This window comes from Melioribacteraceae bacterium, assembly GCA_019638015.1.
Lineage (GTDB): Bacteria > Bacteroidota > Ignavibacteria > Ignavibacteriales > Melioribacteraceae > JAHBUP01.
The window spans coordinates 1-1943 of sequence record JAHBUP010000013.1 but is presented as its reverse complement, the minus strand read 5'-3'; the positions used below and the strand labels follow the sequence as shown (position 1 = coordinate 1943).

Genomic DNA, 1943 nt, shown 5'->3' with positions numbered 1-1943 from the left:
AGCAATGAGAGCCAGGTAAATGTGTTCCCTGCCTGCCGGCAAGGCAGGTTTGACAACCTCCAGGTGATCCACACAAGAGGAGCTATTCTTGAGGAAACGCACTACTACCCCTTCGGACTGACGATGCAGGGGATAAGCTCCAAGGCACTGGCGTTCGGAAATCCTGAGAATAAGCTTAAATACAATGGTAAGGAAGAACAACGGAAAGAGTTTAGTGATGGTAGCGGGCTGGAGTGGTTGGATTATGGAGCAAGGATGTATGACCCACAGATTGGGAGATGGCATGCGGTTGACCCATTGGCGGATGAGTATACTTTTTATAGCCCTTACAACTATGCAATAAATAATCCGATAAAATTTATTGATATTGATGGTAATGAGATTGGAAATCCAAATGATCCTAAAGTTCAAAAGTTGCAAAAAGTAATGAATCAAACATTGGCCGGAGCAGCAGCTTGGAAAGTCATGGAACAATCCTCCAGAAAAATTTTCATACATTTTCATAAAGGGAAAGACAAGGTTGCGAAAGCAATTCGAGAAGGGGGAGGAAAGGCTGAAACAATGACATTAAATGACTATAATGAAAAAAAAGAAGGGAATAATAATGATAACTTCGATAAGAATTTTGTTTTTAACGAGAAAACTGGAGAATATGACAAAACATCAGAATGGGACAACACTGTAATTGCAATTATAGAAACAGAGCTAATGATTGAAGGAGCGATAGAGTCTATAGTTCTGAATACGGATGATCAACAAAAGGGCCTTGATGTTGCTATGGTAAAAACTGGTACGCACGAAGCTACGCATTCTGTTCAAAATTCAGCTGATTTTAAGTCAAAAACTAAAGATAATAAGACTGGGAAGTATAAAAAACCAAGTAAAGAAAGCCCAAATAAACCTAGAGACAAACGAAAGCATGAGATCGAAGGTATTAGAGCAGGTGATGACGCTGCAAATGAGCTGAGGGAAAAATATAAAACAGGACAATAATTATGAAATACCTTTTTTTGATGTGCTTTTTTTTTGCGAGTAGTCTTGCTGTGTATTGCCAAAAGATAGATACAATTCGAATGAAAATTGATATTCCCGTAAGAAGTGGCTTTATTATTAGCCCATCATCTGTCCAGAATTCCAAAAGTTATATCAACCCACAGGAAGGCCTCCAAATTTATTCTAAAGATAAGTTAGTTGACTCTGTGTTTTCTCTAACTGGCGGCGTTGTTGTAAATGTAAATTCTTATGAGAATTTTTTTCTTTGTGCAATTAGGTTTGAAAATTATTTATTTACTTATGCAAATTTGTCAAGCTGCCTTTTGAAAAAAGACTATAAAGTTGGGAAAGGCGAATTTATAGGCCGTGTAGGCCAAGATGAAAATAGCGGGAAGAGTATTCGTTTAGTAATCAGCTATAAAAATGAGCTTTTGAATATTAATCAACATCTAAAGTTTCTAAATAGTAAAATAAACTAAATTTCTCTGCTTCACACACTGGCGCAGGTCTTGTAGCATTGCGTTGTGCATAGCCAGACCTGGTGCCTGAACGTTACTTGATCAACGCAATAATAGTAATCACCAAAAGCTCTACAAGCTCAAAGCCACTACAACAGAAGGCGTAACAGGCCTGGGCATTACCATTAAAAGTAATGGCAGGCGATAAGATAGATATTTTTGGCAAGAGCTATTATTTTAATGCAGTGACCAATGGTGCAACCCAGAACCAAAACATCGCCACACTCAGCCAAACCCAGGGCATTTATTAATTACCTGTTTTTTGATGAGCAATTTAAGAGTGTAGCCAGTGGGTTCGACCCGGTAGGTGATAAAGATGTGGTAAAATCACACCAATTATCAAACATCCCCGCACCAAAGAACGGATATGTGTATATTTACGCCAGCAACCAGAGCCAGGTTCCGGTGTTCTTTGACAACTTACAGGTAATA

General features: G+C 38.5%; 3 protein-coding genes. All 3 read left to right on the top strand.

The genetic code is table 11. The annotated features are described in order from the left end of the window. Positions 1-993 (top strand): RHS repeat-associated core domain-containing protein (locus KF816_17555; GenBank protein ID MBX3009836.1); only part of this gene is annotated, 993 nt, incomplete at its 5' end. Between the two features lie 80 nt (positions 994-1073). Continuing rightward, entirely contained in the window at positions 1074-1472 is a 399-nt protein-coding gene (locus tag KF816_17550; GenBank protein MBX3009835.1) for a hypothetical protein, read from the top strand. Between the two features lie 234 nt (positions 1473-1706). After that, a partial coding sequence (locus KF816_17545; protein MBX3009834.1) for a hypothetical protein occupies positions 1707-1943 on the top strand: 237 nt, incomplete at its 3' end.

Bases quoted from the DNA above. Each gene is read 5' to 3' on its own strand.
- KF816_17550 (MBX3009835.1), top strand. From the start codon at position 1,074: ATGAAAATTGATATTCCCGTAAGAAGTGGCTTTATTATTAGCCCATCA.